The sequence below is a fragment of the Baekduia alba genome (genome assembly GCF_028416635.1).
GTDB lineage: Bacteria > Actinomycetota > Thermoleophilia > Solirubrobacterales > Solirubrobacteraceae > Baekduia > Baekduia alba.
This window is the reverse complement of record NZ_CP114013.1, coordinates 5740233-5765945: the sequence shown is the minus strand read 5'-3', so window position 1 is coordinate 5765945 and position 25713 is coordinate 5740233. Positions and strand designations below refer to the sequence as shown.

Annotated in this window: 30 protein-coding genes; 9 read left to right on the top strand and 21 right to left on the bottom strand. The window is 74.4% G+C overall.

Annotated features, from left to right (window positions below; genetic code table 11):
• Positions 1 to 20: 20 nt before the first annotated feature.
• Genes DSM104299_RS28790 through DSM104299_RS28780 form a run of 3 tightly spaced genes read right to left on the bottom strand, consistent with a single transcriptional unit; the run spans position 21 to position 1773 of the window.
• On the bottom strand, positions 21 to 284 hold the full coding sequence (locus DSM104299_RS28790; RefSeq protein ID WP_272475124.1) for a LysR family transcriptional regulator: 264 nt from the start codon (positions 282 to 284) through the stop codon (positions 21 to 23).
• Positions 284 to 970, bottom strand: a complete 687-nt coding sequence (locus tag DSM104299_RS28785; protein WP_272475123.1) for a biotin--[acetyl-CoA-carboxylase] ligase — start codon at positions 968 to 970, stop codon at positions 284 to 286. Before DSM104299_RS28785 ends, DSM104299_RS28790 begins: the two co-directional genes overlap by 1 nt.
• Positions 970 to 1773, bottom strand: a complete 804-nt coding sequence (locus DSM104299_RS28780; RefSeq protein WP_272475122.1) for an SAM hydrolase/SAM-dependent halogenase family protein — start codon at positions 1771 to 1773, stop codon at positions 970 to 972. Before DSM104299_RS28780 ends, DSM104299_RS28785 begins: the two co-directional genes overlap by 1 nt.
• A gap of 46 nt (positions 1774 to 1819) precedes the next feature.
• On the opposite strand from DSM104299_RS28780, the gene DSM104299_RS28775 reads away from it, so the two are divergent.
• A complete protein-coding gene (locus DSM104299_RS28775) occupies positions 1820 to 1999 on the top strand; it encodes a hypothetical protein (RefSeq protein WP_272475121.1) in 180 nt (59 codons plus the stop codon).
• Positions 2000 to 2011: 12 nt separating this feature from the next.
• Here DSM104299_RS28775 and cobA read toward each other — a convergent pair whose 3' ends face one another.
• The 11 genes from cobA to DSM104299_RS28720 all read right to left on the bottom strand — a co-directional run bounded on the left by cobA (position 2012) and on the right by DSM104299_RS28720 (position 10754).
• Positions 2012 to 3538, bottom strand: coding sequence for a uroporphyrinogen-III C-methyltransferase (gene cobA, locus DSM104299_RS28770; protein ID WP_272475120.1), 1527 nt, complete (start codon positions 3536 to 3538; stop codon positions 2012 to 2014).
• Positions 3535 to 4383, bottom strand: a complete 849-nt coding sequence (hemC, locus tag DSM104299_RS28765) for a hydroxymethylbilane synthase (RefSeq protein ID WP_272475119.1) — start codon at positions 4381 to 4383, stop codon at positions 3535 to 3537. Before hemC ends, cobA begins: the two co-directional genes overlap by 4 nt.
• Complete coding sequence (hemA, locus tag DSM104299_RS28760) at positions 4380 to 5753, bottom strand: glutamyl-tRNA reductase (RefSeq protein ID WP_272475118.1); 1374 nt, start codon at positions 5751 to 5753, stop codon at positions 4380 to 4382. The genes hemC and hemA overlap by 4 nt, the downstream gene beginning before the upstream one ends.
• Entirely contained in the window at positions 5750 to 5968 is a 219-nt protein-coding gene (locus DSM104299_RS28755; RefSeq protein WP_272475117.1) for a hypothetical protein, read from the bottom strand. The genes hemA and DSM104299_RS28755 overlap by 4 nt, the downstream gene beginning before the upstream one ends.
• Positions 5965 to 6693, bottom strand: coding sequence for a cytochrome c biogenesis protein (locus DSM104299_RS28750; protein ID WP_272475116.1), 729 nt, complete (start codon positions 6691 to 6693; stop codon positions 5965 to 5967). Before DSM104299_RS28750 ends, DSM104299_RS28755 begins: the two co-directional genes overlap by 4 nt.
• A gap of 12 nt (positions 6694 to 6705) precedes the next feature.
• Positions 6706 to 7383, bottom strand: coding sequence for a heme exporter protein CcmB (locus DSM104299_RS28745; protein WP_272475115.1), 678 nt, complete (start codon positions 7381 to 7383; stop codon positions 6706 to 6708).
• On the bottom strand, positions 7383 to 8123 hold the full coding sequence (locus DSM104299_RS28740; protein ID WP_272475114.1) for an ABC transporter ATP-binding protein: 741 nt from the start codon (positions 8121 to 8123) through the stop codon (positions 7383 to 7385). The genes DSM104299_RS28745 and DSM104299_RS28740 overlap by 1 nt, the downstream gene beginning before the upstream one ends.
• Complete coding sequence (locus DSM104299_RS28735; protein ID WP_272475113.1) at positions 8101 to 8586, bottom strand: MogA/MoaB family molybdenum cofactor biosynthesis protein; 486 nt, start codon at positions 8584 to 8586, stop codon at positions 8101 to 8103. The genes DSM104299_RS28740 and DSM104299_RS28735 overlap by 23 nt, the downstream gene beginning before the upstream one ends.
• A gap of 22 nt (positions 8587 to 8608) precedes the next feature.
• Positions 8609 to 9406 (bottom strand): hypothetical protein, encoded by a 798-nt coding sequence (locus DSM104299_RS28730; protein WP_272475112.1) that lies wholly within the window; start codon positions 9404 to 9406, stop codon positions 8609 to 8611.
• Between the two features lie 98 nt (positions 9407 to 9504).
• On the bottom strand, positions 9505 to 9999 hold the full coding sequence (gene moaC, locus DSM104299_RS28725) for a cyclic pyranopterin monophosphate synthase MoaC (RefSeq protein WP_272475111.1): 495 nt from the start codon (positions 9997 to 9999) through the stop codon (positions 9505 to 9507).
• An 8-nt stretch (positions 10000 to 10007) separates the two neighbouring features.
• Positions 10008 to 10754 (bottom strand): precorrin-2 dehydrogenase/sirohydrochlorin ferrochelatase family protein, encoded by a 747-nt coding sequence (locus DSM104299_RS28720; protein WP_272475110.1) that lies wholly within the window; start codon positions 10752 to 10754, stop codon positions 10008 to 10010.
• A gap of 41 nt (positions 10755 to 10795) precedes the next feature.
• Between DSM104299_RS28720 and DSM104299_RS28715 the strand changes: the two genes are divergently transcribed.
• Positions 10796 to 11617 carry an oxygenase MpaB family protein gene (locus DSM104299_RS28715; protein ID WP_272475109.1) on the top strand — a complete coding sequence of 274 codons (822 nt, stop codon included), beginning with the start codon at positions 10796 to 10798 and terminating at the stop codon, positions 11615 to 11617.
• Here DSM104299_RS28715 and DSM104299_RS28710 read toward each other — a convergent pair.
• The gene (locus DSM104299_RS28710; protein ID WP_272475108.1) at positions 11581 to 12171 is read right to left on the bottom strand and encodes an XRE family transcriptional regulator; all 591 of its coding nucleotides are present in this window, start codon (positions 12169 to 12171) and stop codon (positions 11581 to 11583) included. The genes DSM104299_RS28715 and DSM104299_RS28710 overlap by 37 nt on opposite strands.
• 17 nt (positions 12172 to 12188) lie before the next feature.
• Here DSM104299_RS28710 and DSM104299_RS28705 point away from each other — a divergent pair, with 17 nt between their 5' ends.
• Together DSM104299_RS28705 and DSM104299_RS28700 are read left to right on the top strand one after the other, a co-directional pair.
• Positions 12189 to 12848: an AzlC family ABC transporter permease gene (locus tag DSM104299_RS28705; protein ID WP_272475107.1), complete on the top strand. Its 660-nt coding sequence runs from the start codon at positions 12189 to 12191 to the stop codon at positions 12846 to 12848.
• Positions 12845 to 13153, top strand: a complete 309-nt coding sequence (locus tag DSM104299_RS28700; protein ID WP_272475106.1) for an AzlD domain-containing protein — start codon at positions 12845 to 12847, stop codon at positions 13151 to 13153. Before DSM104299_RS28705 ends, DSM104299_RS28700 begins: the two co-directional genes overlap by 4 nt.
• Before the next feature lie 294 nt (positions 13154 to 13447).
• Here the strand turns inward: DSM104299_RS28700 and DSM104299_RS28695 are convergent, their stop codons facing one another.
• Genes DSM104299_RS28695 through DSM104299_RS28685 form a run of 3 tightly spaced genes read right to left on the bottom strand, consistent with a single transcriptional unit; the run spans position 13448 to position 17215 of the window.
• Positions 13448 to 15055 carry an aldehyde dehydrogenase family protein gene (locus DSM104299_RS28695; RefSeq protein ID WP_272475105.1) on the bottom strand — a complete coding sequence of 536 codons (1608 nt, stop codon included), beginning with the start codon at positions 15053 to 15055 and terminating at the stop codon, positions 13448 to 13450.
• Positions 15056 to 15058: 3 nt separating this feature from the next.
• Entirely contained in the window at positions 15059 to 16387 is a 1329-nt protein-coding gene (locus tag DSM104299_RS28690) for a replication-associated recombination protein A (RefSeq protein WP_272475104.1), read from the bottom strand.
• A 51-nt stretch (positions 16388 to 16438) separates the two neighbouring features.
• The gene (locus tag DSM104299_RS28685) at positions 16439 to 17215 is read right to left on the bottom strand and encodes an MIP/aquaporin family protein (protein WP_272475103.1); all 777 of its coding nucleotides are present in this window, start codon (positions 17213 to 17215) and stop codon (positions 16439 to 16441) included.
• Positions 17216 to 17293: 78 nt separating this feature from the next.
• Between DSM104299_RS28685 and DSM104299_RS28680 the strand changes: the two genes are divergently transcribed.
• The 4 genes from DSM104299_RS28680 to DSM104299_RS28665 all read left to right on the top strand — a co-directional run bounded on the left by DSM104299_RS28680 (position 17294) and on the right by DSM104299_RS28665 (position 22007).
• A complete protein-coding gene (locus DSM104299_RS28680; RefSeq protein WP_272475102.1) occupies positions 17294 to 18580 on the top strand; it encodes a M20/M25/M40 family metallo-hydrolase in 1287 nt (428 codons plus the stop codon).
• Positions 18577 to 19377 (top strand): DUF1385 domain-containing protein, encoded by an 801-nt coding sequence (locus DSM104299_RS28675; RefSeq protein WP_272475101.1) that lies wholly within the window; start codon positions 18577 to 18579, stop codon positions 19375 to 19377. The genes DSM104299_RS28680 and DSM104299_RS28675 overlap by 4 nt, the downstream gene beginning before the upstream one ends.
• Positions 19378 to 19382: 5 nt before the next feature.
• Positions 19383 to 20426 (top strand): hypothetical protein, encoded by a 1044-nt coding sequence (locus DSM104299_RS28670; protein ID WP_272475100.1) that lies wholly within the window; start codon positions 19383 to 19385, stop codon positions 20424 to 20426.
• 144 nt (positions 20427 to 20570) lie between these two features.
• Positions 20571 to 22007, top strand: a complete 1437-nt coding sequence (locus DSM104299_RS28665) for a hypothetical protein (protein ID WP_272475099.1) — start codon at positions 20571 to 20573, stop codon at positions 22005 to 22007.
• 1 nt (position 22008) lies between these two features.
• On the opposite strand, the gene DSM104299_RS28660 is transcribed toward DSM104299_RS28665, so the two are convergent.
• The 3 genes from DSM104299_RS28660 to DSM104299_RS28650 are packed head-to-tail and all read right to left on the bottom strand — an operon-like array spanning position 22009 to position 23789.
• Positions 22009 to 22674, bottom strand: coding sequence for a TetR/AcrR family transcriptional regulator (locus DSM104299_RS28660; RefSeq protein ID WP_272475098.1), 666 nt, complete (start codon positions 22672 to 22674; stop codon positions 22009 to 22011).
• A 10-nt stretch (positions 22675 to 22684) separates the two neighbouring features.
• Entirely contained in the window at positions 22685 to 23254 is a 570-nt protein-coding gene (locus DSM104299_RS28655; RefSeq protein WP_272475097.1) for an NADPH-dependent FMN reductase, read from the bottom strand.
• Positions 23255 to 23258: 4 nt separating this feature from the next.
• Entirely contained in the window at positions 23259 to 23789 is a 531-nt protein-coding gene (locus DSM104299_RS28650; RefSeq protein ID WP_272475096.1) for a YceI family protein, read from the bottom strand.
• Positions 23790 to 23920: 131 nt separating this feature from the next.
• Here DSM104299_RS28650 and DSM104299_RS28645 point away from each other — a divergent pair, with 131 nt between their 5' ends.
• Positions 23921 to 25684, top strand: a complete 1764-nt coding sequence (locus DSM104299_RS28645; RefSeq protein WP_272475095.1) for an ATP-dependent metallopeptidase FtsH/Yme1/Tma family protein — start codon at positions 23921 to 23923, stop codon at positions 25682 to 25684.
• The last annotated feature ends 29 nt before the right edge of the window (positions 25685 to 25713 follow it).

Below are 25713 nucleotides of genomic sequence, written 5' to 3'. Positions count from 1 at the left end.
CCGGACGGCGAAGGTGACGCTCAGGCCGCGGCGTGCACGCCCGCCAGCGCCTCGACAGCGCGGTCCACATCCTCGACGGTGTTGTCCAGGTGGGTCGCGAGCCGCAGGCGCCCGGCACCGAGCGCGCGCTGCGGATCGGCAGCCGGCGTGCCGACCTCCTCCTCGAGCCGCGCGATCTGGTGGCTGACCGCCGGCTGCGTGCAGTGCAGCTCGCGCGCCGCGGTCGGGAAGCTGCCCTGCCGCGCGACCTCGCGCAGGACCCGCAGGCGCCGGACGTCGAGCATCAGGCGCCGGGCCGGCCCAGGTGGACCTCGCCGGCGTTGAGCGCCACGACGCCGGCGTCGCCATCCAACGCCACCAACAACCGCCCCTCGCCGTCCACGCCGTCGGCGACGCCCGTCCCGCCCGCCCACGACACCTCGCGGCCGACCAGCGCGTCCCGCGCGCGCCAGGCGTCCAGGACCGCGCCGGGCCCGGCGCCCAGCCAGCGGTCCAGCGCCAGGACCAAGGACGACAAGAACGGCTCGACCGCCGTCGGCGGCCGGCCCAGCGATCCCGCGCGCGCCCGCACCTCGTCGGGCAGCAGCGCCACGTCGACCGCCACGTTGACGCCGATCCCCAGCACCGCCCAGCCCTCGTGCGGCCGGCCCTCGGCCAGGATCCCCGCGACCTTGCGCCCGTCGAGCAGGACGTCGTTGGGCCACTTGATCGACGCCTCGGGGCCGCAGGTCTCCGCCACCGCGACCGCCGCGACGAGCGTCAGCAGCTCCGGCGGGTCGCGCAAGACCATCGACATGGTCACCGCCGCGCCGACCTGCGTCTGCCACGCGCGCCCCTGGCGCCCGCGGCCCGCGGTCTGCGCGGCCGCGGTCACCAGCGCGCCGTGCGGCGCCCCCGCCTGCGCCAGCTCCCGCGCGCGGTCGTTGGTCGAGCCCACCGTCCGCAGGTGCAGGCGCGGCAGCCCGAGCATCAGCGCGGCCGGATCCGCAGCTCGTCGTCGCGCGACAGGCCCAGCACGTCGCGCGCCGACCCGCGGTTGACCGCCAGCGCCAGCGTCCGGTAGGCGTCCTCGTACAGCAGCAGCTCGCCGGGCGCGACGTCCGCGAACGTCGTCGCGTACACGCCCGTCCGCCCGTTGACGGCCACGCCGTGGCCCAGCCGGAAGCCGGACTCCGTCAGCTCGGCGTGCTCGACGTCGAGCATCACGTTCCCGAAGCGGTCGAACCCGACCGCGTGGGCGAACAGCTCGCCGGCGTCGGCGTCCAGGAACGCCAGCGGCATGTCGGCGCGCACGATCTCGTCGGCGTCGATCGGGTCGCCGGCCTCGGCCAGCTCGGCGCCGGCGGCCAGCGCCGCGGCGACCGGCGCGAACAGGTCGCGGCCGTGGAAGGTGGCCGACACGGGCTCGAGCCGGTGCGGCGAGCGCGTCACGTCCACGACCTCGGCGATCCCGCCGAAGCGCTGCGCGGCCAGGGACAGCAGCCCGTTGTCGGGCCCGACCAGGAGCCGGTCCTCGTCGGTCGTCCTCAACGCGATCGCGCGCCGCGCGGTCCCGACGCCCGGGTCGACCACGGCCAGGTGCACGCCCGGCGCGCAGAACGGCAGCGAGCGGCGCAGGACCATCGCGGCCGTGCGCACGTCGTGGCGCTCCAGGCCGTGGGTGAGGTCGACGATCCGCGCGTCCGGCGCGATCCGCGTCATCACCGCGTGGCAGACGCCGACGAAGTCGTCTTCGAGGCCGTAGTCGGACAGGAACGTGATCGGGCGCGCCATACCGGGGGTGAGGCTAGCGGCGCCGCGCGCCGGGTAGCGCCCGGGCATGCGGGACGCAGACGAGACCCGGCCGGACCCCGACGTCCCGACCGGCCTTCCGCCCGACCAGCCCGAGGAGCAGCCGCTCGGCGTCCCCGAGGCCGACCCCGAAGGCGACAAGACCGACCCCGGCCCGGAGGCGATGCCCGGCATTCCGGACGACGGGGAGCCCCCCGCGGCGAGCTGACCGGTCGTCGGCTCAGCCGGCCCGCGCGGCCACCGCCGCGACGAGCGCGTCCACGAGGCCGCCGGGCGTGTGCTCGGCCGCCTCGACGTCCGGCTCCAGACCGAGCGCGCGCAACGCCTCGGTCGTGATCGGGCCGATCGAGGCGAGGCGTAGGCCGGACGCGCGGACCTCGTCGGCGCCGCCGGCGGCCTCCAGGAAGAAGCGCGCGGAGGACGCCGAGGTGAACGTCGCCCAGTCGGCGTCCAGCGCGCTGGCGCGCGTCCCGGCGTCCAGCGGCTCGGCGACCGTCACATAGGGCTCGATCACGTCGACCCGGACGCCCTGGGCGTCGAGCGCGTTGCGGACGATGTCGCGGCCGCCGCGCGCGCGGACGATCAGCGCGGACGCCACGTCGTCGCGCCCCGCGACCAGCTCGGCCAGCGACTCGCCGACGGCCTTGCGCGGGATCAGGTCGGGCTCGACGCCGTGGCCGCGCAGCGCGTCCGCGGTGCCCGGGCCGATCACCGCGACGCGCCGGCCGGCCAGCGCGCGCGCGTCGCGGCCGTCCGCGCGCAGCTGCGCGAAGAACCGCGCGACGCCGTTGGGCGACGACAGCACGACCAGGTCATAGTCATTGAGATCCGGGATCGCGAAGTCCAGCGGCTCCGGGACGATCGTGGCCGCCTCGATGACGCGCGCGCCGAGGTCGCGCAGCGCGCGCGCCAGCGCGGACGCCTGCGCGCGCGGGCGCGTGACGACCACGCTGACGCTCTCCAGCGGGCCGCGGCCCAGCCACGCCAGCTCCTCGCCCAGCGCGGCGACCGGCCCGACGATCGTCACCGACGGCGGCTTGATCGCGGCGGCGTCGGCCAGCGCGGCGATCGTCTCCAGCGTGCCGTGCACCGCGCGCTGGTCGGGCAGCGTGCCGCGCTCGACGATCGCGACCGGCTCGGTGGCCGGGCGGCCGCCGAGGACGAGCTGCTCGGCGATCCGCGGCAGCGCGCGCACGCCCATGTAGAACACCAACGTCCCGGGGAAGGCGGCCAGCGCCGGCCAATCGATCTGTGACCCGTCCCCGCCGCCCGCCCCCGCCGCCTTGGCCGGGTCCTCGTGGCCGGTGACGAACGCGACCGCCGACGCCATCCCGCGCTGCGTGACCGGGATGCCGGCGTAGGCGGGGCCGGCGATGCCGGCGGTGACGCCCGGGACGACCTCGAAGGCGATGCCGTGCTCGCGGCACAGCAGCGCCTCTTCGCCACCGCGGCCGAAGACGAACGGGTCGCCGCCCTTGACGCGGACCACGAGCTTGCCCTCCTGCGCGTGCAGGAGCAGCAGCCGGTGCGTCTCTTCTTGGGGCACCTGCTCGCCGCCGCCGACCTTGCCGACGTCGATCAGCGCTGCGTCCTCGCGCGCGCCGTCCAGCGCGGTCGCCGGGATCAGCTTGTCGTACAGGATGACGTCGGCGGCCGCGATGGCCTCCAGCGCGCGCGCCGTCATCAGCCCCGGGTCGCCGGGGCCGGCGCCGACGAGGATGACGCGGCCGGTGTCGCGGTGCGTCATGACGTGGCCTCCGCGATCGCCGTCGCGCGCGCGAGCAGGTCGCGCGCGCCCATCGATTCCAGGCGCTCGACGATCAGGGCGGCGGCGTCCGGGCCGACCACGCTGTCGCGCAGCCACGCGCTGCCGTCGGGCAGGCCGACGAAGGCGTGCAGGGCGACCCCATCATGATGGACGCCCACCGGCGTGTCGCACGTGGCGTCCAAGGCCTCGACGACGTGCCGCTCCGCGCGCAGCGCCGCGTCGGCGACGTCGTCGACAAGGGCCGCCGGGATCTCCCGACCCTCGACCGCGAGCGCGCCCTGGCCGGGCGCCGGCACGAACACCGTCGGGTCCAGCAGCGCGCCGATCTCGGCCTCCAGGCCCAGGCGGCGCAGCCCGGCGGCGGCGAGGACCGCCGCGTCGCACCGCCCCTCGTGCAGCTTGCGCAGCCGCGTGTCGACGTTGCCGCGCAGGTCGACGACCTCGAGGTCGTCGCGCACGGCCAGCAGCTGGGCGCGGCGGCGCAGCGACGCGGTGCCGACGCGCGCGCCCGGCGGCAGGTCGTCCAGCGACGCGGCCCCGACCAGCGCGTCGCGCGCGTCCTCGCGCGCGAGCACCGCGGCCAGCGCCATGCCCGGCCGCAGCAGCGACTGCGCTGGAACGTCCTTGGCGGAGTGGACGGCGAGGTCGATGCTCCCGCGCTCCAGCGCGTCCTCGATCGTGTCGATCCAGCGGGCCTTGTCGCCGGCGATCCCGCGGTCGCCCGCGGTCGTGATCTCGACGATCTCGACGTCGCCGCCCAGCGCGTCGGCGACCGCGTGCGCCTGGACGAGCGCGAGCTGGCTGGCGCGCGTCCCGAGCCTCACCGCGCGGGTCCGGCACCGCGGCGGCGCAGCGGGCGCACCTCGGCCTCGCCGGCCTCGTCGCCGGCGTCCGACGACGTCTCGGACACGCCGTCGCTCAGCCCGAAGAGCTCCCGGGCGATCTGGAGGCGGCCGTGGCTCGCGTCGCGGTCGACGGACTTCAGGCGGATCGTCGGCTCGTGCAGCAGGCGCTGCATCACCGACTTGGCCAGCGCCTCGATCCGGGCGCGGTCGCGCGCGGACGCGCTCTCCCAGCGGCCGGCGTTCTCGGCGAGGACCTGCTCGACGATCGCGTCGCCGTGCTCGCGCAGGGCGCTGATCGTCGGCATGACGTCGAGCTGGCCCATCCAGCGGGCGAAGCGCTGGATCTCGTCCTCGACGACCTCCTCGGCCTGCACGCGCTCGGCCTCGCGGACGGAGCGGTTGCGCGCGACGACGGACTGGAGGTCGTCGATGTCGTAGAGGGTGACGCCGTCGAGCTCGGCGCACTGCGGGTCGATGTCGCGCGGGACGGCGAGGTCGATCAGCAGCAGCGGCGCGCCCTGGCGGTCGCGCATGACCAGCGCCAGCTCGTCGACGCCGATCAGCGGGTGCGGCGACGACGTCGAGGAGACGACGATGTCGGCCTCGGTGAGGCGGTCCGGCAGGTCGTGCAGCGAGGACACCGTGCCGCCGAAGCGGTCGGCGATCGAGCGCGCCCGGTCGGCGTGGCGGTTGGCGACGAAGATTGTCCGGACGCCCTGCGCGGCGAGCGCCTGGGCGGTCAGCTCGCTCGTCTCGCCGGCGCCGATGAGGACCACGTTGAGGGTCGTGAGCTCCGGGTGGGCGGGACTCGCGATCTCGCGTGCGAGGCCGACGGCGACCGAGGACACGCTCGCGCGGCCCTCGCCGAGTGCGGTCTCCGAGCGCACGCGCTTGCCGGTCTGCAGCGCGGCGGTGAACAGGCGGTTGGTCAGCGGGCCGGTCGTCTGGGCCTCCAGCGCGGCCTCGTAGGCGCGCTTGGCCTGGCCCTGGATCTCGGCCTCGCCGACGATCATCGACTCCAGGCCCGAGACGACGCGGTAGAGCTGGCGCGCGGCGTCGCAGTTGCGCGGCGCGTACATCGCGTCGGTCAGCTCGGTCGGGCGCGTGTCGGCCCTCGCGGCCAGGCGCGACAGCAGCTCGGTCTCGGCGTGGACGGGGTCGCCGACGAGGTAGATCTCGGTCCGGTTGCAGGTGGAGATCGCGACGGCCTCGCGGATCGCGTCGGTGTCGACCAGCTCGCGGCACAGGCTCTGCGCCTCCTTGGTCGTCAGCGCCAGGCGCTCGCGGACCGCGACCGGCGCGGTCTTGTGCGAGATCCCCAAGCAGAGCAGCTCGCCGCCGCCGCTCACGCCGGCGTCCCTTCACGCTCGCGTTCGGCGGCATCGTCCTCGGCGTCGAAGCGCCGGTCGACGAGGTCGCTGATCTCCGCCACGTCGCGCTGCACGTTGATCAACTTGTAGGCCATGATCCCGACGTAGATGACCAACAGCGCCAGGAACACCAGGTAGGCGGCCGCGACGTAGCCGGCGTTGTCGGGAAGGACGGTGGACTCGGCGAGGATCATCGGACCTGCAGTTCGGGAGCGGCGGAGCGGCGGGCGCGGACGCCGTCGTCGCCCGCGAGCTTGCGCTTGAGCGCGCGCAGCTGGGCGACGGTCGTCTTGTGCGCGATCTCGTACTGCCAGAGCAGTGCGTAGAGCAGCGTCATGCCGACGATGCACACCAGGAAGGCGAGCATCATCTTCCCGGGGAGGTTGTCGGCCGCGCTGAGCGTGCGGGGATGCACGAGCGAGGTGGCCGCGCGGACGGCCATGAAGTTCAGCGGCACGAAGGCGCCCGCGGTGATCGCGAACACCGACGCGTAGCGCGCCTGCTTCTCGCGGTCCTCGATCGAGAACCGCAGCGGCGTGTAGGTCGCGTAGAGCAGGAAGATGATCAGGAACGAGACCAGCGTCGGCTCGTCCCACACCCAGTAGTGGCCCCACGACGCCTTGGCCCAGATCGCGCCGGTCAGCAGGACGCCGACGCCGAGGATGACCGAGACGTGGATCGCGACGTAGGAGCGCAGGTCCCACTTCGCGTCGCCGGTGCGCAGGTGCGCGATCGCGCAGATCCCGCCGAAGACGAACCCGCACAGCGCGACGATCGCCATCGGCACGTGCAGGTAGAAGATCTTCTGGATGAAGCCCTGGTCGGCGTCCATCGGCGCGTAGAACGCGGCCAGGGCGTATCCGGCGATCAGGGTGATCACGGTCGCGACGGACAGCGTGCGGAGACGAGGGCCAGACATCGTTCGACGGGCTCAGTCCTCGAGGAGGAAGTCGAAGACGGCGTAAGCGAGGAGCCCGAAGACCAGATCATAGAGCCCGACGATGGTCAGCCAGCGCGTGGGAAGCGCGGCCGCGCCAGCCGCGGCGAAGGTGGGCGCGAGGAGCTTCGACGTCCCGATGACCACGGGCAGCAGCAGCGGCAGCGCGATCAGGGGCACGATCAGGTCGCGCGCGCGGGTCTGGATGGCCAGCGCGCCGACGAGCGTGCCGACGATCGCGATCGCCAGATCGGCGAGCGCGAGCGTGATCAGGGTCTGGCCGAGCGCCGCGCCGGTCAGGTCCGGATCGAGCAGCATGAACGCGAACGCCGGGACCGCGACGACCTCCAGCAGGACCAGGAAGGCGAGCAGCGCCAGCGCCTTGGCGACGAGCATCGCGGTGCGGTCGACGGGCGCGAGCAGGAAGCCGTCGAAGCCGCCCTCCTCGTGGTCGGCGACGAACAGGCGGTTGATGCCGAGGATCGCGCTGAACAGGATCGTGATCGTCAGCACGCCGCCGGCCAGCGCGCCGTCGACGGCGTCCTCCTGCAGCGAGAAGTGGAAGACGACGAGCGTCGTGACGGAGAACAGCGCCATCGCGGGGACGACCTGGAACGTGCGCAGCTCGAGGCGCAGCTCCTTGGCGAGCAGGGCGGAGACGGCGCGCCACATCAGCCCGATTCCCGCCCCTCTTGGCCGAGGCGGCGGGACGGCTGCGGGCGGGATTCGGCGTACAGCGCCCCGATGCGCGCGGTGCTGACCTCGGCGGCCGGCGCGAGCAGCTGCTGGCGGCCGCCGCGCAGGCCGAGCGCCAGGTCGGCGCCCTTCAGGCCGCCGACCGGGTCGTGGCTGGTGACGACGCGCGTGCGTCCGGACGCGGCGCCGATCAGCGGGTCGACGAGCTCGGCGGCGTGCGGGTCGAGGTTCGCGGTCGGCTCGTCGAGGAGCAGCAGCTCGGGGTCGTGCAGGACCGCGCGGGCGACCGCGGCGCGCTGGACCATGCCGCGCGAGTAGGTGTGGACCGGGTCGTCGGCGCGCGTCAGCAGGCCGACGGCGTCGAGCAGCTCGTCGACGCGTCCGGCCGGCGCGCCGTGCAGCTTGGCGTGGAAGCGCAGGTTCTCGCGCGCGGTCAGGTCGCGGTACAGCAGCGACGCGTGGCCGAGGAAGCCGACGCGCCCGCGCACCGCCCAGCCGGCGTCGGGCAGCGCGTGGCCCAGGACGCGCGCGTCGCCGCCGTGCGGGCGCAGCAGCGTCGCGAGCACGCGCAGCAGCGTCGTCTTGCCGGCCCCGTTGGGGCCGAAGACGACGAGCGTCGCGCCGGCGGGAAGCGTCAGCGTGACGTCGTGCAGGGCCTCGCGGTCGCCGTAGCGGCGCGTCAGGCCCGCGAGCTCAATGGCTGGACTGTCCTCCATGCTCGCGCTGGAGCGTACGGACTGCGTGCTCCAGCACGGGTGCCACCACGGGGAAGAGCTGGTCGATCGCCTTCGGGCTGCCCGGGAAGTTGACGATCAGCGTGCGGTGCGCGATCCCGGAGACGCCGCGCGAGAGCATGCCCATCGGCGTGTGCTTGGCCGACTCGGCGCGCATCGCCTCCGCGATCCCGGGCGCTTCGCGCTCGATCACCGCGCGCGTGGCCTCGGGCGTGATGTCGTCGGGCGTGAAGCCGGTGCCGCCGGTGGTGAAGATCAGCGCGAAGCCGTCGTCGACGAAGTGGTGCAGCCGGTCCTCGATCAGGCCGAAGTCGTCGGGCACGACCTCCATCGCCTCGACGTCGGCGCCGGCCTGCTCGGCGAGGTGGGCGAGCAGCGGGCCGGACGCGTCCTCGTTGAGGCGGCGCGAGACGGACGTCGACACGGTCAGGACGCAGGTGCGCATGGGTCGATCCGCAGCGTAGTGCTCAACCCGCGGGCTGGGGCTCGGGCGCAGGCCTCGTGGTCCGCGCGGGCGCGCGCAGGCGCCACAGCGCGTCGAGCGCCAGCGCCGCGACGACGGGCAGCGTCGCCGGATAGGCCTTCGGGCCGGCGAGCAGCGCGGCCTCGGCGAGGAACAGGACGAGCGTGAGGAAGCCGACGCGCGAGGCGCCGCCGGGGCTGCGCGCCGCGATCGCGCCGGCGATGCCCGCGATCGCGAGGTCGCCGTAGCCCATGTGCACGTTGCCGACGACGGCCTCGCCGAACGACGGCAGGTGGCCGAGGCGGACCGAGTCCAGCGCGTCGGCGGCTGCGCCGACGGGGCCGAGCACGACGAGGATGACGTCGGTGAGCGCGAGCGTGGCGGCGCCGGCGGCGAGCGCGGTCGGGTGGCCGAGGCGCGGCATCAGGCTGCCGATCGCGACGCAGCTGAGGACGAGCAGCGCGAGCACCGCGACCTGGCCGACGAGCTCGTCGGACCACAGCAGCGCGGCGGCCAGGAGGCCGGTGACGATGGCCGGCCAGCCGCGGCGGCTGAGGTCCTTGGTCGCGAACGCGGCGAGCGCCGGCACGCCGACGGTCGCGATCTGCAGGACGAGCTGGGCGGCGTCGGGGTTCCGGGCCAGCAGCGCCACCATCGCGACGAAGATCGCGGGCGGCGCGAGCAGCGCGACCGCCCAGCGCCGCGAGCGCACGTCGGCCCTCGTGCGCGAGAACGCGGCGGAGGCCGCCGCGCCACGGCCGGACCCGCACAGGGTCACCGTGAGGCCCTGCGCGGTCGCCATGGTGGCGCACGCTGGAACGTCGACCCCGTGGAACAGCACGCTCACGCGGCTACCCCGAGCGGGCCCGAAGTCCTCAAACGTCGGGTGTCAGAGGTCGGTCAGGAGGCGTCGCGCCGCCAGGTGCCGCTGCGCCCGCCGGTCTTCTCGACCAGCTCGACGCGCTCGATAGCTACGCCTCGCTCCACACCCTTGACCATGTCGTACACGGTCAGCGCGGCGACAGCGGCCGCGGTCATCGCCTCCATCTCGACACCCGTCCGCGCGGTGACGCCCGCGGTGGCGGTGAGCGTGACGGTGCCGGCGTCCGCGTCGATCGCCGCGTCGACGTCGACGTGGTCGAGCCCGATCGGATGGCACAGCGGGATCAGCTCACCGGTCTTCTTGGCGGCCATCACGCCCGCGATTCGCGCGGTGCCGAGCACGTCGCCCTTCGGCGCATCCCCGGCCGCCACGACCCGCGCCGTCTCCGGCGTCATCCGCACGACCGCCCGCGCGACCGCCCGCCGCTCGGTGACGGGCTTGCCGCCGACGTCGACCATCCGCGCGTCGCCGTGCGCGTCGAGGTGGGTGAGGCGCGCGTCGTCGTCGGGCATCGGCGTCGCTACGCCGTCGCCGGCGTGTGCTGCTCGCGCGCCTTGGCGATCAGGTCCAGGACGGCGTGCTCGTCGCCGGCGCGCAGGAGCGCGATCGGGTCGGGTGACCCGTTGACGATCGACTCGAAGAACTCCTTGCGGTCCTGGTAGGTGGGCAGCGTGCCCTTCGCCCAGCCGCGGACGTCGTTGAGCATGACGGCCAGCCGCGCGTACTCCTCGCCGAACTGCTCGCCGATCTCGGCCTTCATGCGCTTGGCCAGCGCGGGGGAGGCGCCGGCGGTGGAGATCGCGATGGCCAGCGGCCCGGTGCGCAGGATCGCCGGCAGGATGAAGTTGCACAGCGGCGGGACGTCGACGATGTTCACCAACATCGCGCGGCGCTCGGCGTCGTTGAAGATCGCGATGTTGGTGTCGGTGTCGTCGGTGCAGGCGATCACCATGAACACGCCCTCGAGATCCTCGGCGCCGGCGTACTCGCGCCGCTCCCAGGCGATCGAGCCCTCGCGCGCCAGCGCTTCGAGCTCGGGGCCGACCGCGGGCGAGATGACGGTCACGTCGCCGTCGCAGGCCAGCAGGCCCTCGGTCTTCTCCAGGCCGAGCGCGCCGCCGCCGACGACCAGGCACTTGCGCCCGCGCAGCTTCAGGCACGCGATGTAGAAGGGCGTGTCCAGCATGTCGCGCACGCAGGTCTGGTCGCAGACCCCGCGCTTGAACTGGCAGACGCACTCCTTCCCTTCATAAGCGGCGGCAGGCATCCCAGACAGGGTAGACGGCCGTACCGTCTTCAGACATCACCGTGACGAACCCCACGCCCACCTACTTCAGCGACGATTCCCTGCTCCGGCGCGTCCATCGCGAGAAGGTCGTCGCCCTCTCCGGCCCGCGCGCGCTGCTGATGATGGCCGCGCATCCCGTCGCCTTCGAAGGCTTCTTCATGGCCACGGGCTCGCTCGACGACCCCTACCTGCGCCTGCGCCGGACCGCCGAGGTCATGGACGCGGTCGCGTGGGGCCCGCGCGCCGAGGCCGATCGCAAGACGCGGCGCGTGCGCGCCATGCATGCGCGCGCCAAGGGCGTCCTGCCGCGCGCGGCGGGCCCGTTCCCGGCCGGGACGCCGTGGGCCGCCGACGACCCGGAGCTGCTGCTGTGGATCGTCGCGTGCCTGGTCGACTCCGCCGTCCTGGTCTACGAGCGCTACGTCACCGGCCTCACCGACGGCGAGCGCGACGCCTACTGGCGCGACTACCGCGTGATCGGCCGGCTCTTCGGGCTGAAGGACGCCGACATGCCCGCGACGTGGGCCGGCTTCGAGGCCTACATGAACGACATGCTGCGGTCCGGCGACCTCGTCGTCACGCCGACGGCGCGCGCGGTCGGCATCGAGGTCGTCCTGCGCCCGCCGGTGCCGCTGAAGGTCCGGCCGCTCGTCGAGCTCGCCAACTTCATCACCGTCGGCCTGCTGCCGCGCGGCATCCGGCGCGGCTACGGCTTCTCGTGGGACCCGGCCCGCGCGATCGCCCTGCGCGGCGGCGCCGAGTACGCCAAGCGCGTGCTCGTCCCGCTGCTGCCGCGCGGCTGGCGCTACGTGCCGGGCGCGGTCGGCGCGGCGGCGGCCTGAGGCGCGCCCGGCGCCCACTGCATCAGCAGCAGCGCCCGCGTGTTGGCGCGCGCCTCGTAGAGGTGCGGCTCGTCGGCCGCGAACGTCGCGTAGTCGCCGCCGGCCAGCCCGACCTCGCGGCCGAGCGGCCCGACCTTCAGGCCGCCGCGCGTCACGAAGACGTGCTCGCGCGTGCCCGGCCCGTGGCCGCCGGCGTTGCGCGTCGAGCGCTTGGGCCATTGCGCCTCGTAGACCTCGACGGTCCCGCCGGGCGTGAAGCGCGCGATCAGCCGCAGGTCGTTGGCCGTGCCCGGGATGTCGGTGCCCTCGTCGTTGCGCACGACCGTCACGGGCGCGGGGTCGGCCGACGTGATGATGTCGCCCATCGGGATCTGCAGCGCGGCGGCCAGCGCCGACAGCGTCTCCAGCGTCGGGTTGCCGCGCCCGCCCTCCAGCGCGCTGAGCGTCGCCTTCGCGACGCCGCTGGCCCGCGCCAGGTCGGAGAGCGAGAGGCTGCGCTCGATGCGCAGGCGCCGCAGGTTGGTCCCGACGACCTTGACAATTTCGTTCGCCATAGCGAACGTGCATGCTAATGGAACGAACGACGTACCTGGACGGCGCCCGCCGCGCCTGGCCGCTCGCGGTGGCCGTCGGCGGCTTCGGGATCACCTACGGCGTGCTCGCGCGGCAGGCCGGCTTCACCGCGCTGGAGACGATCGTCTTCTCGATCGTGACCTTCGCCGGCTCCGCCCAGTTCGCCGCCGTCTCGATCGTCCACGACGGCGGGACCGCGGTCGCCGCGATCGTCGCCGCGCTGCTGCTCAACGCGCGCTACCTGCCGATCGGGCTGTCGGTCGCGCCGTGGCTGCCGGGGCGCCCGCTGTCGCGCGCGGCGCAGGGCCAGGTCGCGGTCGACGAGTCCTGGGCGGTCAGCCACCTCGGCGGCGGGCGCTACGACCCGCGCCTGCTCGTCGGCGCCGGCGCGACGATCTGGGCTGCGTGGGTGGTGTGCTCGACCGCGGGCGTCCTGGCCGGCTCGGCGCTCGGCGACCCCGAGACGCTGGGGCTCGACGCCGCGTTCCCGGCGCTGTTCCTCGCCCTGCTCGCCGGTCAGATCCGGGAGCGGCGGCTGCTGCTGGCGGCGCTGGCGGGCGCGGCGATCGCGCTGATCATGGTGCCGCTGACGCCGCCGGGCCTCCCGATCGTGGCGGCGTCGGTGGTCTGCCTGGCGGGCCTGAGGACGGCCCGGTGAGCACGACCTGGATCGTCGTCCTCGGCGCCGGCCTCGGGACGCTCGTGCTGAAGGGCCTGGCGCCCGCGGTCCTCGGCGGCCGCGCGCTGCCGCCGCGCCTGGTCGGCGCGATGGCGCTGCTGGCCCCGACGTTGCTGGCCGCGCTGATCGTCACCAACACGTTCGCGACCGGCCGCGACCTCGTCCTGGATCCGCGCGCCGCCGGGCTCGGCGCCGCGCTGGTCGCCGTGCTGCTCCGCGCGCCGGTCCTCGTGGTGATCTTCGTCGCGGCCGCGACCGCGGCGGGGCTCCGCGCCCTGGCCTGAGCCGAGGTGTAGGCGTAGGCGTCGCTTTCCCGGTGCAAAGCGATGCACTTCTTCCACGTCCGGCCCTGGGCTCGCCGCGCATCCCTACGTTGCGCCTCCTCGGGTCGGAGCGACGGGAGGCGCCAGTCCGAGCGTGCAGCGGTTCGGTGCTGCGGTGGCGAAAGCGCGGGGTGCGTTCGCCACCGCAGTTGCCGCTGGACTCGTGCCGTGATGCAGAAGTTCGACGGCCGTCTCCGGGCGCTCGCCCCCGCCTGAGCATCCGGGATCCTGCGGCCGAGCTTCCGCATCACGACGCTAGCGGCGCCGCAGCGTCTTCAGCGTGCGCGTCGCCACGGTGATCGCGGGCCCCGCGCCCTCCCGCAGCCCGCGCTCGCGGTCGGCGTCGCGCGTCGAGCGCAGGTGGGCGAGCGCCCGGACGGTCTTGCCGAGCGCGGCGTCGTAGGGGAACCACCAGAACGCCTTGCCCCGCGGCGGCTCCCACGTGACGACCTTCGGCTCGGCGCAGGTGCGCAGCGCGATCGCGCCGCGGGCGCGCCCGATCCCGGAGCCGCGCACGCCGCCCCACGGCAGCTGCGGCGCGCTGCGCGCGACGCGGTGGTCGTTCATCCACACCATGCCGACGCGCAGCTCGCGCGCGATCCGCGCGCCCTTGTAGCGGTCGGCGGTCCAGACCGACGCACCGAGCCCGAGCGGCGACGCGTTGGCGAGCGCGATCGCGTCCTCCTCGCGGTCGACGACCGCGACGCTGACGACCGGGCCGGGCGCCTCCTCGCGCGCGAGCCGGGCGGCGGCCGGCACGCCGGTCAGGACCGCGGGCGCGCAGAACGCGCCGGCCAGGCCGGGGACCTCGACCGGCCCGCCGCAGCGCAGCGTCGCGCCGGCCGCGACCGCGTCGTCGAGCAGCTCGACCACGCGCCCCAGGCGCTCGCCGCCGACCAGCGGGCCGACCTCGGTCTCGGGCGCGCGCGGGTCGCCGACGCGCAGGCCGCCCGCGCGCGCGACCAACCCCTCCAACAACTGGTCGGCCACCTCCCGCAGCACGTAGACGCGCTCGATCGACCCGCCGGACTGGCCGGCGTTGGCGAACGCGCCCCAGGCGATCCCGTCGATCGCGCGGGCGACGTTGGCGTCGGCGCAGACGATCGCGACGTCCGCGCCGCCCAGCTCGGCGACGACGCGCTTGATCCCGCGCGCGCACGCCTCCAGCACCTTGGCGCCCGCGACCGACGAGCCGGTGAAGCGCACCTGCGCGACCGGCGCGTCGACCAGCGCGCCGCCCGTGGCGGCGTGGCCGTGGACGACGCCGAGCAGCCCGGGCGGCAGGCCGGCGCGCGCGAAGACGCGGGCGATCCGCGCGCCGCTGAGCGCCGCGTGCGGCGACGGCTTGAGCACGACGCCGTTGCCGGCCATCAGCGCGACCGCGACGTCGCCCAGCGGCGTCGCGAACGGCTCGGCCGCGGGGCCGAGGACGGCGACGACGCCGAGCGGCTCGTAGCTCCAGCGCGCGCGGGTCAGCGGATGCAGCGCGCGCGACAGCCGGACGCGCTCGCCGGCCAGGATCCCCGGCCCGTGCTCGGCCAGCCACTGCAGCGTCTCGATCGCCGGCAGCAGCTCGCCGATCTCGACCTCGGTGCGCGGCCGGCCCTGCTCGCGGCTGATGAGGTCGACCAGCTCGTCGGCCTCGTCGATGACGGCCTGGGCGGCGCGCGCCATGTAGCGCGCGCGATCGGCGAGCCGCAGCTGCGCCCACAGGCCCTGGACCGCGGCGGCCTCGGCGACGGCGGCGCGCACGTCGCGCGCCGACGCGACCGCGACGGTCCCGAGCGCCTCACCGGTCGCGGGCGCGACCGCGCGCAGCGTCGGAGGCTCGGCGTCTGCGTCCTGCGCGTCGGCGGAGGTCATGTCCTAGTCCTTGCCGCGCGCCTTGCGCAGCGCGGCCAGGCGCTCGGCGAACGGCGCCTCCTGGCCGTCGGGCGCGTAGAAGCGGGTGCCCTCCAGGCCGGGCGGCATGACCTCCTGGCCGTTGACGTGGCCGGGGTGGTCGTGCGGGTAGTCGTAGCCCTCGTCGGCCAGCGGGCCGGAGCGCAGGTAGGCCGGCGGCGCCTGGGCGCCGTGGGTCCGGACGTGCGCCCGCGCCGCGCCGAGCGCCTTGTAGGAGGCGTTGGACTTCGGCGCCATCGCGAGGTAGACCGCGCACTGGGCCAGCGCGTGCGCGCCCTCGGGCAGGCCGACCAGCTCGACGGCGCTCGCCGTGGCGGTCGCGACCGTCAGCGCGCGCGGGTCGGCGTTGCCGATGTCCTCGCTGGCCAGGATCACCATGCGCCGGACGATGAACCGCGGATCCTCGCCGCCCTCGAGCATCACCGCGAGGTAGTACAGCGACGCGTCGACGTCGCTGGCGCGCGTGGCCTTGATCCACGACGAGATCAGGTCGTAGTGCTGGTCGCCCTGGCGGTCGTAGCGGACGGCCTTGCGCTGCAGCGCGCTCTCGGCCCCGGCCAGGGCGACGGTGGGCGGGTGGGGGCCGTCGCCCGCCGTCTCGGCCGCCAGCTCCAGCGCGCCGAGCGCGCTCCGGGCGTCCCCGCCGCTGCGCTGCGCCAGGAACGCCACCGCGTCGTCGTCGACGACGACGTCGCCCAGCTCGCCGCGCTCGATCGCGCGGCGCAGCAGCGTCTCGACGTGCTCGCTGGTCAGCGCGCGCAGCTCGAGCACCTGCGACCGCGACAACAACGCCGAGTTGACCGAGAAGTACGGGTTCTCGGTCGTCGCCCCGATGAGCGTGACCAGGCCCTCCTCGACCGCGGGCAGCAGCGCGTCCTGCTGGGCCTTGTTGAAGCGGTGGATCTCGTCGAGGAACAGGACGGTGGCGCGGGGGGTGGGATGCGATCGCCGCTGGCGGGCCCGTGCGATCACCTGCGTGACCTCGGCCTTGCCCGCCTGGACCGCGCTCAGCTCCTCGAACGCCGCGTCGGCGCTGGTCGCCACGATCCGCGCCAGCGTCGTCTTGCCGGTCCCGGGTGGGCCGTGCAGGATCATCGAGAACGGCCGGCCGTGCTCGATCGCGACGCGCAGCGACGAGCCGTCGCCGAGCACATGCTCCTGGCCGACGAGCTCGGCCAGCGTGCGCGGGCGCATGCGCGCGGGCAGCGGCGCGCCCGGCTCGACCGTGGGCGCGCCGTCGCTCGTCGAGGGCTCGGGCGCTTCGTCGCCGAAGGAGAACAGCTGGTCAGACACTGCCCTCCAGGATCGCAGGGTCGGCGGCGCGCGCCGCCGACCCCGAGTCGACTACGGCTGGGGCGCGATCCCTCCGGCCGGTGGCAGCACCGCCGATTCGCCGACTTCCGGCGCCTGCGCGGCGCCCACGCGGGACGACGCATCCATGATCGCCAGGTAGGACAGCGCGGCGGCCGCGGCGCCGAGGATCGGGCCGATCACGTACAGCCAGCCGTCGGTCCAGGTGCCGGACACGAGCGCCGGGCCGAACCAGCGCGCCGGGTTGAACGCGCCGCCGGTCGCCGGGCCGAAGATCAGGACCGCGAGGCCGAGCGCGCCGCCGATCGCCCACGGCGCGACGCCCTTGGGCGCGTCCGGGTTGACCGCCGTGCCCATCACGGCCCACACCAGGATGAACGCGCCGATCGCCTCGGCCAGCAGCGCCAGCCACACGCTGCCGCCGTGCAGGTAGCGCGGCGAGACCGTGGCGGCCCCGTAGTTCAGGAGTTCCCCGCGCGCGGAGAAGAACGCGCGCGCCAGCAGGGCGCCGCACACGCCGCCGGCGAGCTGCGCGCCGAGGTAGCCCGTCGCGTCGCGCGGCGAGATCTTGCGGATCGTGAGCAGCGCGACCGTGACGGCCGGGTTGACGTGGCACCCTGACAGCGAGCCGATCGCGCCGACCAGCGCCATCAGCGCGAGCGCGTGGACCAGGCCGATCGTCAGCAGGTTCACGGACGGCGAGGACTGCGAGATGAAGCCGCAGATCGCCAGGACGAGGATCAGCGTGCCGACGAACTCGGCGAGGTAGGCGGGAGTGCCCTTGTCGGGCGGGTAGGCGGTGTCGGGCATGGTCGCGATCCTCCACTCCGGAAGGGTGAGCGTCCATCGCCCGGCGAGAGTGAACGGCGCCCGCGTTAGGGTCAGGGCATGGGTGCCGATCTCGAGGGGCGCGCCGTCGCGCTCCTGCAGCAGCTCATCCGCCACAACACGGTCAACCCGCCCGGGGACGAGCGCACGCTGCAGGAGGAGCTGGCCCAGCCGTTCCGCGCCGCCGGCTTCGAGGTGACGCTCGTCGGCCGCACGCCGGAGCGGCCGAACCTCGTCGCGCGCCTGCGCGGCGCCGCCGACGGGCCGGTCCTCGGGCTGCTGTCGCACGTCGACACGGTCCTGGCCGATCCGTCGGAGTGGGCGCGCGACCCGTGGTCGGGCGACCTCGTCGACGGCGAGGTCTGGGGCCGCGGCGCGCAGGACATGAAGTCCCAGACGGCCGCCGAGGCGGCGGCCGCGCTGGTGCTGGCCGAGTCCGGCTGGCGGCCGGCGCGCGGCGACCTGCTGGTGATCGTCGTCGTCGACGAGGAGACCGGCGGCGAGGAGGGCGCGATCTGGCTGACCGAGAACCACCCGGAGCTCGTCCGCTGCGACTACCTGCTCAACGAGGGTGCCGGAACGGTGATCCCGCACGGCGACGAGCGGCTCTACGGCGTGTGCACGGCTGAGAAGGGCGTCTTCCGGATGGCGCTGACGACGCGCGGCGCGGCCGGCCACGCGTCGATGCCCAACGTCGCCGACAACGCGCTGCCCAAGCTCGCGCCGATCATCGAGGCGCTCGCGACGCGCCGGCCCGGCCACGACCTGACCGAGGCGCCGCAGGCGCTGATGGCCGCGTTGGGGGTCGACGGGCTCGAGGCGCTCGCGGCGGTCAACCCGGCGCTGGCGGCGTTCGCCGAGCCGATGATCTCCGTGACGTTCGCGCCGACGATGATCACCGCCAGCGAGAAGATCAACGTCATCCCGGCCAAGGCCACGCTGAAGGTCGACTGCCGCGTCCCGCCGGGCCACGGCCGCGAGACCGCCGAGGCGCGCCTGCGCGAGGTGCTCGCCGGCCACGACGGCTTCGAGCTGTCGTTCCTGGAGCAGGTCGTCGGCAACGGCTCGCCGACCGAGTCCCCGCTCATGGACGCGATCCGCAACTGGGTCGGGACCGAGGACCCGGGCGGGCGCGTCGTGCCGACGATGCTGCCGGCCTACACGGACTCGCGCGCGTTCCGCGACGCGTTCGCCGAGTGCGTGGCCTACGGCTTCTTCCCGCAGCGCGAGATGTCCTTGGTCGAGATGTGGCCCCTGGTGCACGGCAAGGACGAGCGGATCAAGGCGGCCGACGTCGGGTTCGCCGCGCGCGCCTACACGGCGATCGCGCGGGAGCTGCTCGGATGACCGTCGCCGACCCGGAGCCGCTGCGCCTCGGCGGCATGGCGCTGCGCAACGGGCTGCTCGTGCACGGCCCGACGATGTGGGCCGCCTCGGTGCGCGCGCCCGACGGGTCGATCGCGACCGCGTCCGGCCGCAAGCCGCGGGTGGGCGGGCCGGTCGAGGCGGTGCCGGGCGCGCGCGGCGTCCTGCGCCTCGGCGAGGCCATGGCGGTCATCCCGCTGGTCAAGCGCGCGCTGCCGGCGGCGCGGCTGCCGTGGCAGGACGCGCGCGTCGTGGGATCGGCGGTCGCGGTCATGGCCGGCGGCGCGCTGCTCAAGCGCCGGCGCGGCGGCGGCGGGGTCGCGGCCGAGGCCGCGCTCGCGGGGCTGTCGCTGCTGCCGTCGTTCCTCGCGCTGCGCGGCGGTGAGCTGGCCGCCTACCACGGCGTCGAGCACAAGGCGATCGGCGCCTACGAGTCCGGGGCCGGCGACGCGCGTGACGCGACCAAGGAGCACGACCGCTGCGGCTCGCACCTGATGGCGCCGCTGCTGGCCTCCAACGTCGCCGGGGCGGCGTTGTTGAAGAAGGTCGTCGCCAAGCCGGGCCCGGTGTCCGGCGCCGCCGTGTCGCTGGCCTCGATCGGCATCGCCGTCGAGGTCTTCGCCTGGTCCGAGCGCCACGACGGCTCCCGCACGACCCACCTCCTCCGCCGCCCCGGCCACGAGCTCCAACGCCTCCTCGGCACCCGCGAGCCGACCGAGGACCAGCTCGACGTCGGCCGCGCCGCGCTGGCCGAGATCCTGCGCGCCGAGGGGCGCTAGCGAGCATGCTGCGCGCCGCGCAGTTGGCCGCGGCCGTCGCGGCGTCGATGACGGCGGCGACCGCCTCCGCCGCCACCGTGCACCTGCGCGGGACCGCGTACGAGTTCAACAACACCAAGTTGAAGCTGGGCGGTGCGCAGATCCGGGTCGCCGAGGATCCGACGCTGGGCGCGACGGCGGCCGCGGACGGCACGTACGACCTGAAGGTCCCGAGCGGGCGGAGCGTCACGCCGTACGTCAACGCGGCGGGGCACCACACGATCTACCTCCAGACGTTCACGACGGTCGCGGGGCGCGATCTCGAGCGGGTGAACTTCCAGACGCCGAGCGATGCGATCTACGGCGCGCTCGCGGCGCTGCTGCAGGTGCCGGTCGGCGCGGACGGCAACCCGGTGCAGTGCGCGATCGTCTCGACGTTCTCCACGCGCGACGTGCGCGACCTCGACTACGACGCGTTCGTCGGCTACGGCGCCCACGGCGTCGCGGGCGCGACGGCGAGCGCGACGCCCGCGCTGCCGGCACCCGTCTACTTCAACAAGGACGTCATCCCGGACCGGTCGCAGCCGATGTCGTCGGCCGACGGCGGCGTGATCTGGCCCGTCGTGCCCGCGGGCAGGTACACCATCAAGGCAAGCCACCCGACGTCCGCGTTCGCGCCGTTCACCGCGACCTGCGCGCCCGGGCGCGTCGTCAACGCCAACCCGCCGTGGGGCGTGCATCAGCTCGGCCTGACCAACCCCACCAAGTACTCCGCGGGCTGGGACGGGCCGCGGCCGCGGACGCTGAAGCTCACCAGGCTGCCGCCGCGGGCGACCGTCGTCGCGACGTGCGCCGGCCGCGGCTGCCCGTTCACGTCGCGCACGCTCGCGCGCGAGAGCGCCCACCGCACGCTCGACCTGCGCGCGAAGCTCGGCCGCCGCCTGCGTGCCGGCCAGACGCTCGGCGTGACGGTCACCGCGCACGCCTACGACGGCGTCCGCCTCTCCTGGCGCCTGCGCACCGCGGGCGCCGCGACGACGATCACGGCGACCCTCCCGCTGGGCGGCTAGCGGCGGCGTGCGGAGGCACGCGGCGATCACCCCCAACACAGGGGATTGCCACTTGGCGCGCCTGGGCGCCAGACTGTGCTCCAGCAGGCGCCCTTCCGTCCGTCCGTCACGATGCCCGGTCACCCCACCGCCCAGCGTCTCGCCGTGCCCACGCTCCTGCTCTCGCTGGCCTGCGGCGCGGCGACCGCCTTCGCTGCCACCGCCCAGCAGCCGCCGACCGCCCTCGTGACGCTGGGCGGCGAGCAGCTGACCCACCCCTCGAAGGCCGCGCGCGTCATCCAGGAGCGCTCCGCCGAGGGCGGCCACACGATGATGCTCAGCGCCCGCGCCGCGCTGACGGGCGACGCGACGCTCGGCGCGCCCGCCGACCACCTGGCCCTGCGCGTCCGCGCCAAGCGCTGCGGCGGCGCACCCGTGCTGCGCGTCAGCGTCGACCACAAGCTCATCCTCAACCGCCGGATCGCCTTCACGCGCTACCGGACGCTGGCGATCAGGCGCGCGCTCGCCGCCGGGCCGCACCGCGTCACGATCTCGATGAGCCACGCGCTCGCGCGCCGCGGCTGCAAGCGCCGGCTCTACGTCGACACGGTGGCGCTGACGACGACCGCCCGGATCGCGCCCGGCGACGGGTCCTCCACCGACCCCGGGACGATCGGCGGCGCGCTCACGACGCCCGGCACGGGGACGACCACGCCCGGCGGCGCGACGACCACGACCGGCACCACGCCCACCGGCACCGGCGGCGGCGCCACGCCCGGCGGCGGCACCCTGCGCTGGCCGGCCCCGGCGCTGGTGGCGCCGACCACGATCGCCGTCGCCGACGGCGACCAGTGGTACACGCTCGACAACGCCCGCGACTACATCATCAAGCTGCCCTCCTACACGCACAACGGCAGCCTCGGGATCGAGGGCGGGCGCAACGTCGTGGTGATGGGCGGCCACATCAAGCTGCCGGCCAACTCGGGCGAGGACGCGGCGCTGCAGCTGCGCAGCAACGCCGGCACGGTGCACGTCGAGGGGCTGTGGATCGACGGCTCGACCGGCTACACCGCGGACGCGATCCGGATCTCGGCGCCCGCGGCCACCGTCCAGCTCGAGAACGTGCGCGCCTCGAGCCTGCGCGGCTCGGCCGCCGGCAGCCACACCGACGTGGTCCAGCCCTACGGCGGCGTCAAGGATCTCCGGGTCGACCACCTCAGCGCCGACTCCAACTACCAGGGGATCTTCGCCAAGCCCGACCTCGGCCCGATCGGGACGATGGAGCTCAGCAACGTCGACCTCGCCTACGACGACGTGGGCGCCGCCGACGGCGGCTACCTGCTGTGGCTGAGCAACGGCTGCAGCGCGCCGGTCACCACGCTGAGCAACGTGTACGTGAAGCCCAGCGCGAGCAAGCTCCTGGGCACGAGCGTGTGGCCCAACGTCTACGACGCCGGCTGCCCGGCGAAGGTCACCGGCAACACGGCCTCGTGGCCGAAGCTGCCGGTCACCGGTTCGGTCACCGGCGGCACGCCGCCGGGCGGCCCGTTCGTGTCCTCGGCCGCGGCCGGCGCCGTCTACACGTCGCCGGGCTACCGCTGAGCTAGGCCGCGCCGGCCGGCGCGGCGGTGGCAGGCGACGCGGCCGAGGCGCGCGCGCCTTCCAGCACGGCGTCGCACAGCCCGTGCCAGCCCGCGCAGATCTCGTCGACCGACATCTCGCGCAGGTCGCGCTGGTACAGGAACGGCTCTGCGGCCAGCGGGCCGAGGAGCGCGTCGACGAGGTACTCGTGGTTGGGCGACTCGCCGCACGCCTGGCGCAGCAGCAGCGAGACGTGGGTCCGGTAGAAGGCGTAGACCGGATGGCCGTAGCGCCGGCCGCCGCCCAGCAGCTCGGTGGCCTGGATGTAGCTGGCGTGCCGCTCCAGGAACCGCAGCAGTCCGTCGCCGAAGGCGTGCAGCCGGACGTCGGGCGCCGCACCCGGACCCAGCGGCGCCGCGCCGCGGATCAGCGCGTCCTGGAAGTCCTGCTCGGGCTCGGAGATCAGGGCCCGCAGCAGCGAGGAGCGGTCGCCGAAGCGCCGGTACAGCGTGCCCTTGCCGACGCCGGCCTCGGCGGCCACGTCGTCCATCGACATGCAGTCGATGCCGACCCGCTCGATCAGCCGCGCGGCCGCGCAGAGGATGCGCTCGCGGTTGCGTCGCGCGTCGGCCCGCTCCCGCTCCGCCGGCGCGGGGTCCGACATCGGCAGCTCGAACTTGGGGACCACATGGAGCACACTAAACCGCCTGGGAGTCCCGGGCTCCCACCCGTGCGGCCAGCACGCCGAGGAGCTCCTCGAGCGCGTCGCGCAGATCGTCGTCGAGCAGACGGCCGTCGTCGCGGAAGGCGCCGGTGGCCTGGCCGACCGGCAGCTCGCCGTCCAGCACGTCGGCGCCGACGATGCCGAGGACCTTCTTGGTCTCGGCCTGCGCCCACACCGCGCCGAAGAGGCCGGTGGACGCGCCGACGACGGCGGTGGGCTTGCCCTTGAAGCTGTTGTCGGGGAACGGGCGCGAGGCCCAGTCCAGCGCGTTCTTCAGCGCGCCGGGGATCGACCCGTTGAACTCGGGGGTCGAGATCAGCACGCCGTCGGCCTGCGCGATCGCGTCGCGCAGCCGCCCGACGGCCTCGGTCTCGGTCTCGGCGGTGTCGAGGTCGGCGTCGTAGGGCGGCAGGTCCCGGAGGCCGTCGTAGACCTCGAGCTCCGCCCCGGACGGCAGCGACAGCGCCGCCGCCCGGAGGAGGGCCGTGTTGTGGGACCCGCTCCGGAGGCTTCCGGAGATGCCGAGGATGCGGATCGCGGACATGGTGCTAGGCGGCCTTGACGAACTGCAGGTCGACGGTGAGCGTGACGTCCCACGCGAGGGCGTCGGCGCCGTTGGGGAGCGCGTTCTGCCAGTTGAGGCCGAACTCGCGGCGGTCGATCGTCGTGGCGAGCTCGAAGTTCGCGCGGTCGTTGCCGAACGCGTCGGGGCCGGCGTTGTAGCTGCCCTTGGCGACGACGGGCTTGGTCTCGCCGCGGATGGTCAGCTCACCGGCGACCTCGGCGGAGCCGTCCTCGGCGACCGTGATGCCGGTGGACTTGAAGGTGACCGTCGGGGTCGACTCGGCGTCGAAGAAGTCGCCGCTGAGGAGGTGGCCCTTGAAGTTCGGCTCGTCGATCGCGATCGAGCTGACGTCGGCCGAGCCGGTCAGGACGCCGTCGGCCAGCGACGCGTCGTACTTGTCGAACGACGAGCGGAAGCTCGCGATGCCGTTGTACTTGACGGCGAAGCCGATCGAGGAGTGGACGGTGTCCAGACCATAGGTGTCGGTCGGGACGGCGGTGGTGGTGGTGCTCATGACGAGGTCTCCTGGGAGTGGAAGGTGGACTGGAGTCCGCTTATGGATGGGAGTGTAGCGGACTGTGGTCCGCTTTACGAATGGCGGACGTCCGGGTCAAGACCTGGAGCCCGTACGCCGATGGAAGGGGCGTGTCCGCGTCAACGCCGGTGCTGTTCTCGACGACCTTCGACGGGGTGCCGTTCGACTACCTCGCGCTGGACCCGCCGAACGCCAAGGCGCTGATCGACAACAAGGGCCGCCTCGAAGGGCTGATGGACGGCAAGGGCGCCGTCACCGGGACCGCCGTGCCCAAGCAGTCCGTCACCGAGAAGGTCCAGCAGTTCGGCAGCGACTGGCAGGGCTTCGCCTCCCTGCTGTTCATCGTCCTGTTCGCCGTCGTCATGTGGCGGACGCTGAAGTCGATGCCCAAGACCAAGCCGGTCGAGATCAAGCCGAAGGCCGGCGTCGAGGTCCAGTGGAGCGACATCGCGGGCGTCGACGACGCCAAGCGCGAGCTCCAGGAGGTCGTCGACTTCCTCAAGGACCCGGAGGCCTTCCACCGCCTCGGCGCGCGCGTGCCCGCGGGCGTGCTCCTGCACGGACCGCCGGGCACCGGCAAGACGCTGCTGGCCAAGGCCGTCGCCCATGAGTCCGGCGCCGCGTTCTACTCGCAGTCGGCGTCCTCGTTCGTCGAGATGTTCGCTGGCCTCGGCGCCGCCCGCATCCGGCGCCTGTTCCGCGAGGCGCGCAAGCACGAGCCGTCGATCGTCTTCATCGACGAGCTCGACGCCGTCGGCGCGCAGCGTGGCTCGGACAACAACTCCGAGCGCGAGCAGACGCTCAACCAGCTGCTGGTCGAGATGGACGGCTTCGGCTCCAGCGGCCGCGTGGTCGTCATGGCCGCGTCGAACCTGCTGGAGAAGCTCGACCCCGCGCTGCTGCGACCGGGCCGCTTCGACCGCCAGGTCTTCGTCTCGCCCCCCGACGTCGACGGCCGCCGCAAGATCCTCGGCGTCCACACCGCCAACAAGCCGCTGCACCAGGACATCGACCTCGACGCGATCGCCGCGCAGACCAGCGGCCTCTCCGGCGCCGAGCTCGCCAACCTCTGCAACGAGGCCGCGATCTTCACCGGCCGCCGCGGCGGCACGGTGCTGGAGAACTGCGACTTCGACGACGCGCTCGAGCGCGTCGTCGCCGGCGTCCAGTCCAACACCACGCTCAACGAGCGCGAGCGCGAGATCGTCGCCTACCACGAGGCCGGCCACGCGCTGACCCGCGAGCTGCTCGCGAGCGCCGAGCGCACGCACAAGATCTCGATCGTCCCGCGTGGCGCCGCGCTCGGGTTCGTCATGAACCTGCCCGACGAGGACAGCTACCTCAAGACGCGCGAGGAGCTGATCGACCAGATGACGATCCTGCTCGGCGGCCGCGTCGCCGAGGCGATCGTCTTCGGCGCGGTGACCACCGGCGCCGCCAACGACCTCCAGCGCGTCGCCGACATCACCCACGCCATGGTCCACGACTTCGGCATGGGCACCGCGACCGCGTCCGTGCGCGCGGTGACCGACGCCGACATCGTCTCCGACCTCACGCGCCGCATCCGCGACGAGGAGCAGCAGGAGCTGGCCTTCGAGGCCCAGCGGGCCGCCTACGAGCTGATCACCGGGCACCGCGAGAAGCTCGAGGAGATCGCCCAGGCCCTGCTCGAGCGCGAGACGCTCGACCGCAAGGAGCTCGACGCGATCATGGGCGACACGGAGCCGGTCAAGCGCCGCCGCGCGCCCTACGCGCTGCCGGATCCCGCGCCCCAGGACCCGCAGCCGCCGCGCGAGCGCGAGCGCGAGCGCCCGCGGATCGCCGCGGTCACGCCGCTGCCCCATCCGGGCGGCGACGACGACAGCGCCGCGTAGCGGACGGCGTTTGCCATAAGGTCGCGCGC

What these genes read in the sequence shown, in the direction of transcription:
- DSM104299_RS28790 (WP_272475124.1), bottom strand. Translation starts at nt 284, where the DNA reads ATGCTCGACGTCCGGCGCCTGCGGGTCCTGCGCGAGGTCGCGCGGCAG.
- DSM104299_RS28785 (WP_272475123.1), bottom strand. Translation starts at nt 970, where the DNA reads ATGCTCGGGCTGCCGCGCCTGCACCTGCGGACGGTGGGCTCGACCAAC.
- DSM104299_RS28780 (WP_272475122.1), bottom strand. Translation starts at nt 1,773, where the DNA reads ATGGCGCGCCCGATCACGTTCCTGTCCGACTACGGCCTCGAAGACGAC.
- DSM104299_RS28775 (WP_272475121.1), top strand. Translation starts at nt 1,820, where the DNA reads ATGCGGGACGCAGACGAGACCCGGCCGGACCCCGACGTCCCGACCGGC.
- cobA (WP_272475120.1), bottom strand. Translation starts at nt 3,538, where the DNA reads ATGACGCACCGCGACACCGGCCGCGTCATCCTCGTCGGCGCCGGCCCC.
- DSM104299_RS28755 (WP_272475117.1), bottom strand. Translation starts at nt 5,968, where the DNA reads ATGATCCTCGCCGAGTCCACCGTCCTTCCCGACAACGCCGGCTACGTC.
- DSM104299_RS28750 (WP_272475116.1), bottom strand. Translation starts at nt 6,693, where the DNA reads ATGTCTGGCCCTCGTCTCCGCACGCTGTCCGTCGCGACCGTGATCACC.
- DSM104299_RS28745 (WP_272475115.1), bottom strand. Translation starts at nt 7,383, where the DNA reads ATGTGGCGCGCCGTCTCCGCCCTGCTCGCCAAGGAGCTGCGCCTCGAG.
- DSM104299_RS28740 (WP_272475114.1), bottom strand. Translation starts at nt 8,123, where the DNA reads ATGGAGGACAGTCCAGCCATTGAGCTCGCGGGCCTGACGCGCCGCTAC.
- DSM104299_RS28735 (WP_272475113.1), bottom strand. Translation starts at nt 8,586, where the DNA reads ATGCGCACCTGCGTCCTGACCGTGTCGACGTCCGTCTCGCGCCGCCTC.
- DSM104299_RS28730 (WP_272475112.1), bottom strand. Translation starts at nt 9,406, where the DNA reads ATGGCGACCGCGCAGGGCCTCACGGTGACCCTGTGCGGGTCCGGCCGT.
- moaC (WP_272475111.1), bottom strand. Translation starts at nt 9,999, where the DNA reads ATGCCCGACGACGACGCGCGCCTCACCCACCTCGACGCGCACGGCGAC.
- DSM104299_RS28720 (WP_272475110.1), bottom strand. Translation starts at nt 10,754, where the DNA reads ATGCCTGCCGCCGCTTATGAAGGGAAGGAGTGCGTCTGCCAGTTCAAG.
- DSM104299_RS28710 (WP_272475108.1), bottom strand. Translation starts at nt 12,171, where the DNA reads ATGGCGAACGAAATTGTCAAGGTCGTCGGGACCAACCTGCGGCGCCTG.
- DSM104299_RS28705 (WP_272475107.1), top strand. Translation starts at nt 12,189, where the DNA reads ATGGAACGAACGACGTACCTGGACGGCGCCCGCCGCGCCTGGCCGCTC.
- DSM104299_RS28695 (WP_272475105.1), bottom strand. Translation starts at nt 15,055, where the DNA reads ATGACCTCCGCCGACGCGCAGGACGCAGACGCCGAGCCTCCGACGCTG.
- DSM104299_RS28685 (WP_272475103.1), bottom strand. Translation starts at nt 17,215, where the DNA reads ATGCCCGACACCGCCTACCCGCCCGACAAGGGCACTCCCGCCTACCTC.
- DSM104299_RS28680 (WP_272475102.1), top strand. Translation starts at nt 17,294, where the DNA reads ATGGGTGCCGATCTCGAGGGGCGCGCCGTCGCGCTCCTGCAGCAGCTC.
- DSM104299_RS28675 (WP_272475101.1), top strand. Translation starts at nt 18,577, where the DNA reads ATGACCGTCGCCGACCCGGAGCCGCTGCGCCTCGGCGGCATGGCGCTG.
- DSM104299_RS28670 (WP_272475100.1), top strand. Translation starts at nt 19,383, where the DNA reads ATGCTGCGCGCCGCGCAGTTGGCCGCGGCCGTCGCGGCGTCGATGACG.
- DSM104299_RS28655 (WP_272475097.1), bottom strand. Translation starts at nt 23,254, where the DNA reads ATGTCCGCGATCCGCATCCTCGGCATCTCCGGAAGCCTCCGGAGCGGG.
- DSM104299_RS28650 (WP_272475096.1), bottom strand. Translation starts at nt 23,789, where the DNA reads ATGAGCACCACCACCACCGCCGTCCCGACCGACACCTATGGTCTGGAC.